The 5926-nt window shown below is 62.9% G+C and carries 6 protein-coding genes; 5 read left to right on the forward strand and 1 reads right to left on the reverse strand.

The window, feature by feature from the left end:
- Positions 1-171: 171 nt before the first annotated feature.
- Positions 172-1020, reverse strand: a complete 849-nt coding sequence (locus Q0094_RS14030; RefSeq protein ID WP_297620893.1) for a MurR/RpiR family transcriptional regulator — start codon at positions 1018-1020, stop codon at positions 172-174.
- Positions 1021-1095: 75 nt separating this feature from the next.
- On the opposite strand from Q0094_RS14030, the gene Q0094_RS14035 reads away from it, so the two are divergent.
- From Q0094_RS14035 to Q0094_RS14055, 5 genes are all read left to right on the forward strand, one after another.
- Positions 1096-1833 (forward strand): 5-formyltetrahydrofolate cyclo-ligase, encoded by a 738-nt coding sequence (locus tag Q0094_RS14035; RefSeq protein WP_297620897.1) that lies wholly within the window; start codon positions 1096-1098, stop codon positions 1831-1833.
- Between the two features lie 28 nt (positions 1834-1861).
- Complete coding sequence (locus Q0094_RS14040; RefSeq protein ID WP_297620900.1) at positions 1862-2833, forward strand: ABC transporter substrate-binding protein; 972 nt, start codon at positions 1862-1864, stop codon at positions 2831-2833.
- A 62-nt stretch (positions 2834-2895) separates the two neighbouring features.
- A complete protein-coding gene (locus Q0094_RS14045) occupies positions 2896-3603 on the forward strand; it encodes an ABC transporter ATP-binding protein (RefSeq protein ID WP_297620909.1) in 708 nt (235 codons plus the stop codon).
- The gene (locus tag Q0094_RS14050; protein ID WP_297620903.1) at positions 3593-5164 is read left to right on the forward strand and encodes an ABC transporter permease; all 1572 of its coding nucleotides are present in this window, start codon (positions 3593-3595) and stop codon (positions 5162-5164) included. Before Q0094_RS14045 ends, Q0094_RS14050 begins: the two co-directional genes overlap by 11 nt.
- Positions 5165-5172: 8 nt before the next feature.
- A partial coding sequence (locus Q0094_RS14055; protein ID WP_297620906.1) for an amidohydrolase family protein occupies positions 5173-5926 on the forward strand: 754 nt, incomplete at its 3' end.

The following is a 5926-nucleotide window of genomic DNA, read 5'->3' on the forward strand; positions in this document are numbered from 1 at the left end:
TGAGAAGCCGTGGCCACAATCTGACTGGCCACACGATGTAACGTTGCCCTTTATTACAGTCCGAATGGTACTTGCTGCCGTCCCTGTAAATGCATCACACCACAAAATAATGGGATCAGCGACACCTAAGGCCAGGGGAAACGCGGAACTCGGCGTCTCGCCCCACAAGGATCACTCGAATTGATCCAGCTCTTCGTCGATGGCGGCCAAGGTCGAGATCCGTTGGCCTACAGCCTCAGGGTTCCGGCCCAGATATGCAACCGCGATCAACCGCAAAACCGACAGCATTGTGGCATGCGTGGGAAACGGGCCGTAGCTCGCGACATGGCAAGGCAGGACCACTTCCGAAAACCGTTCTGCCTGCGCCGCATAGGCATGATCGGTCAGAGTGATGACCCGCATGCGCGTGGTTCGGGCATGGGCCAGCAGTGATCTCAGAACCTTGGGTCGGGGTTCGAAAGTCAACACAATCAGCACATCGCGCGGGCCTGTCATCGACAGCTCGTTGGCCCAGGTCTGCCCCTCCCCACGCAGCTCTTGTACGCCGTGACGCAGCCGCGCGAACAGCGACTGACCCAGCCGGGCCACGCCTTGTTCATCGCCGAACCCCACAAACCATATGCGGGGCGCGGTTTCGAGGATCTGCGCGATTTCGGGCAACAGGTCTGAGCGCAATTCCTCGAAGGTCCGCGTTAGGTTGCGCAGTTCCAGTTCGAGATGGTCGGAAATTGTCCGCCCAAAGGTTGCGGGCTGGGATATCGATTCGAGGTCTGAATAGGGCTCGCGCCGGTTGCGCTCTTCACGGGCCTGAAGCCGAACCTCCTCGAAATCGGCATAACCCAAACTGCGGAAAAAACGAGCAGTTGTGGCCTTTGAAACGCCGGCGCGTGCAGCCAGTTCCGTGGCGGTGTGCGTTTCGACAAGGCCCTGATTTTGCAAGAGAACCTGCGCTATCTTCCTCTCGCTCGATGTCAGGCTCGACGAACGCTCCTGGATTCTGAGGATCAGTCGTGAGGCCATGGGGCACGATTTCTCTTGACGTTTGGAACTCTTGTTTCATGGTTGTGAAACAATGAAACACACGAAATGGACACCATGTCGACCTCCAAGACAATCCGCGAAAAGATATGGACGAAACTGAAGGACGTGGCGAGACCGGACACCCGCTTCCACATGAACTTTGCAGAGGTCATCCCAGATTTCGAAGGGTCCGAAGCAGCCACGGAACGCGTCGTGCAGGACCAGGCCTATGCCGACAGCCGCTTTGCCTTTATTACGCCCGACAACTGCCTGGCCGACCTGCGGCGTCGGATGATCGAGGCCGGCAAGCCATTCGTGATGTCGACCTACGGGATTTACCGCGGGTTCCTGTACCTGGATCCCGCAACAGTGCCTGAAGGCGCAGCACTCTATGCCTCTTGGCTGGATGGGATGGAGCATTTCGGCGTGCCGATCACACTGGAGGAGATCGCTCGAAAGGGCCGGTTCGACTACCTAGTGACAGGTGCGTCTGCCGTTTCCGTCAACGGTGTCCGGTTCGGCAAGGGGCACGGCTTCTTCGACCTGGAATGGGGCATGTTCACGGATCTTGGCCTCGTAGATGACGACACGCCGGTCCACGCCGTCGTACATGACGTGCAACTCGTCGAGGACCAGTTGCAGCCCTCGGAGACCGACATTCTCGTTGACACGATATTCACGCCAACGCGCACCCATGTGGTCGAGCGCCGCGCCAAGCGGCCCCGCGGCGTGAAGTGGCCCCTGCTCGAACCCAAGCAGATCGCCGACACACCGCCCCTGCAGGAGCTTCAACGCCTGCAAGGCCTTGCCTGACCCATCGCAACAAGAGGAGCCCTTCCCAATGAGCCTCAGACTGAACCGCCGTCACTTCCTGGGAACTGCTGCCGCAACCGCCGCAGCTGCGTCCATACCTCTGCGCGCCCGCGCTTCTACGCCCTTCACTATGCAAGCCGCATGGATCAACGACGCCGAGTTCGCCGGCTACTTCATCGGCATCGACGAAGGCTACTATGCCGCGGAAGGCCTTGATCTGACCTATCTGTCCGGCGGCCCGGATGTGATCCCGGAAAGCACGATCATCGCGGGCCGCGCCGATCTGGCGCTGACCACGCCCGACACGACAATCAAGGCCATCGTGGAACAGGGCGCGCCCTTCAAGATCATCGGCGCGCAGTATCAGAAGAACCCGATCGGCATCGTCTCGCTGGCGTCCAACCCGATCAACGAGCCCCGCGACTTGATTGGCAAAACGCTGGCTGTGCCGCCGGTGAACGTGATCTCGGTCAACGCCATGCTGGCGCTGAACGGCATCGACCCCGGTCAGGTGAACATCGTGCCCTATGCCTACGACCCGACCCCGCTGATCCGGGGCGAGATCGACGCCAGCCTCGATTTCACGACCAACGTGCCCTACACGATCAGCCAGCAGGGCGTCGAGGCGACCTCCTTTCTGCTCTATGACTTCGGCTTCACAATCTACAACGACACCGTCGTCGTGACCGAGGAAACGCTTACCTCTAAGCGCGCCGAGCTGGTGGCCTGGCTGCGGGCCTCGCGTAAGGGCTGGGAAGCGAACTTCAAGGATCCGAATGGCTGGCCGCCGAAATGGGCCGATACCTGGTTCGCCGGGACGGGCCGGAGCATCGAGAACGAGATCTTCTTCAACAATGCTCAGCAACCTCTGATGGAAAGCCCGGCGGGCTATATGGGCATGACCGAGGAAGGGATTGAGGCAAATCTGCGCGCCCTGGCCGAGGTAGGCATAAAGGGCACCCGCGATATGTTCGACACCACACTGCTTGAGGAGATCTGAGCGTGACCCCGGATGGAATTTCTCTTTCCGGGGTAGGAAAAACCTTTTCGGGGCGGGGCAAGGTGGTCGAGGCTTTGCGCGACATAACCCTGTCCTGCCCCAAAGGCTCGTTCACGGCGATTATTGGCCCTTCGGGATGCGGTAAGTCTACGGTGATGCGTGTCGCACTAGGGCTAGAAGCGCCCGATACCGGCGTGGTGCGGATCGCAGGCAAGACCCCGATGGGTGCCGCTAAGGCCGGCGAGACCGGGGTTGCATTCCAAGACGCGGCGCTTCTGCCTTGGCGGAACGTACGGCGCAATGTCGAAGTGCCGCTCGAGGTGCTAGGCCGCCCGATCGCGCAGGCCCGCGACCACATCCAGCACATGATCGAGCTTGTCGGGCTCAAAGGGTTCGAGAACGCGCTGCCCGGCGAATTGTCCGGCGGGATGCGCCAACGGGTCGCCATCGCCCGCGCGCTGGTCACGCATCCGCAGTTCCTGTTCATGGACGAGCCGTTCGGGGCGCTTGACCAGATCCTGCGCCGCCAAATGAATCTCGAGCTGCAACGCATCTGGACCGAGACCGGCTCGACCGCGCTTCTGGTCACCCATGGCATCGACGAGGCCGTCTTTCTGGCCGATCGCGTGGTCGTTATGCACGCGAACCCGGGCCGGATCGTCGATGTGATCGAAGTCGGCTTCGACCGCCCCCGTGCGCCGGGGCTGTTTTCGGACCCGGCCTTTCACCGAGTGTGCGATCATATCGCCGAGGTCTTGCATGGCGGCTGACGCATCGGGCCCGTGGCGCGGATTGCGCAATGCGGCGATCCTTCTCCTGATCTGGGAAATCGTCGGGCGGCTCGATCTGGTGGCGGGGGGCGCGCTGCCGGGCATCTCGGAAATCCTGATCCGGCTCTGGGTCGATTGGGGCGATTATCCCCGCCACATCGGCGCGACGCTCTATGCCTCGTCCATGGGGTTCCTGATCGGTAATGCGCTCGGGATCGGCGCGGGCGTCCTGTTCGCACTTTCGCCCACGGCGCTGAGGCTCTTTCGGGGCGTGAACATCGCGGTCTTCGCCCTGCCCCCCATCGCCATCGCGCCGATCCTTGTCCTGACACTGTCCGGAATGGCCCCCCGGATCGCGCTTGCGGCACTGGGGGTCTATTTCGTCACCATGACGGCCACCGTCATCGGCTTGAGCCAGGCCGACAGCCGCGCGACCGATGTGATCCGCGCCTATGGCGGCACGCGCTGGGACATCTTGCGCCGCGTGCAGTTCCGTGGCGCGCTGCCCTCGATCCTTGCGGGGCTGCGCGTGGCCGCACCCAATGCGGTGCTGGGCGCGATCCTTGCCGAATTCGGCGGCGGCGGGCGCTGGGGGCTCGGGGCCTATCTTCTGGGCTCGCTGGGGCGCGGCGAGCCTGACCGGCTCTGGGGCATCGGATTGGTCGCCACGCTGATCGCGGGCCTGTCCTATGGCCTGTTCGCGCTGCTGGCTGCCCGCACGGTCGGGTCCACACGCGCGGTCACGCTCAACACCGCCGTGCCCGATGCAGCCCCCCGCGCCGGGCACCCCTTGGGCCGCATCGCGCTGACCTTCGGCACGATTGCCCTGCCCTTTCTGGTCTGGTGGGCCTTCATCGAGGCGACCGGCGTGCCGGACCTGATCTCGAAAACGCCGTGGGGCGTGGTCGAATACCTGTTTCTGGACCCGACGGCAGAAAGCGCGCAGACACGGCTTCTGGCGGCCCTGGTCGAGACCTTGCCGATCACCTTCCTTGGCATGGCGGCGGGGCTTGGCTTTGCGTTTCTGCTCGCGATTTCCTCGCGCCTCTTTCCGCGCGCCATCGAGGCTTTCATGCCCGTTGCCCTTGTCACGCAAACCATGCCGCTGGTCGCGCTGACGCCGCTTCTGGTGCTGATCCTAGGGCGGGGGCCGTCGCTCACGCTTTGGGTCACGATCTCGGTCACATTCTTCCCGGCCTTCGTGACTCTGGCCCAAGGCCTCGCCCTCGTGCCCCGCAGCGCCGAGGATCTGCCGCGCGCCTATGGCGCCAGTCGCTGGACCGAAATGCGCATGGTCACAATCCCGGCCTCGCTGCCCTATCTCTTCGCTGCAACCCGCCTGACGGTGCCCCGCGCGCTTCTGGGGGTGATGATCGCGGAATGGCTTGCGACGGGAAAAGGCCTTGGCAACCTGCTCAACCAGTCGCGCGGCTTTCTCGATTACGGGATGATCTGGACCGTCGCCGCCGTCTCGGTGTTGCTGTCGGTCCTTTTCTATCAGGCCGTCGTCATCGTCGAACGGCGGGTCTTGCGACGGCTCGGCATGGCAACGGCGGAATGAGGGAACCGATGAGCAACCTGGAGACCCGTATCGCGCAGGGGCGCGGGGATGAAACCGCCGACACCGTTCTACGCGGCGGCGTGGTCTGGGACCTTGTGACCGACACGATGATCCCGGGCGACGTGGCGATCTGTGGTGACACGATCGTGGGGATCGGCGCCGCCTATGAGGGCAAGCGGACCGTCGATGTCACGGACCTGACACTGGTGCCAGGCTTCATCGACACGCATCTGCATATCGAAAGCTCGCTCGTCACACCGTTCGAATTCGACCGCTGCGTGACGCCGCTGGGGGTGACGACCGCAATCTGCGATCCACATGAAATCGCCAACGTGATCGGCCCCGATGGCATCCGCTATTTTCAGGAGGCCAGCCGCCATACCCTGATGGACATTCGCGTGCAGCTGTCGTCCTGCGTTCCCTCGACCGAGATGGAAACCGCCGGCGCCCGGATCGAGGCCGGGGATCTTGTCGCGCTGATGAACCATCCCTCCGCCATCGGGTTGGCGGAATTTATGAATTACCCCGGCGTGATCCTCCGCGACCCAGCCGCCATGGACAAGCTGCGCCTGTTCGAAGGGCGCCACATCGATGGCCATTGTCCGCAACTGTCGGGCTGTGACCTGAACGCCTATGTGGCAGCCGGAATCCGCACCGAGCACGAGGCGACCACAGCCATCGAGGCGCTCGAAAAGCTTCAGAAGGGTCTGCGCGTCCTTATCCGCGAAGGGTCGGTGTCCAAGGATCTGCACGCGCTGCAAC

It is taken from the genome of uncultured Roseicyclus sp. (assembly GCF_937892565.1).
Lineage (GTDB): Bacteria > Pseudomonadota > Alphaproteobacteria > Rhodobacterales > Rhodobacteraceae > Roseicyclus.

Bases quoted from the DNA above. Each gene is read 5' to 3' on its own strand.
- Q0094_RS14050 (WP_297620903.1), top strand. From the start codon at position 3,593: ATGGCGGCTGACGCATCGGGCCCGTGGCGCGGATTGCGCAATGCGGCG.
- Q0094_RS14030 (WP_297620893.1), bottom strand. From the start codon at position 1,020: ATGGCCTCACGACTGATCCTCAGAATCCAGGAGCGTTCGTCGAGCCTG.
- Q0094_RS14035 (WP_297620897.1), top strand. From the start codon at position 1,096: ATGTCGACCTCCAAGACAATCCGCGAAAAGATATGGACGAAACTGAAG.
- Q0094_RS14040 (WP_297620900.1), top strand. From the start codon at position 1,862: ATGAGCCTCAGACTGAACCGCCGTCACTTCCTGGGAACTGCTGCCGCA.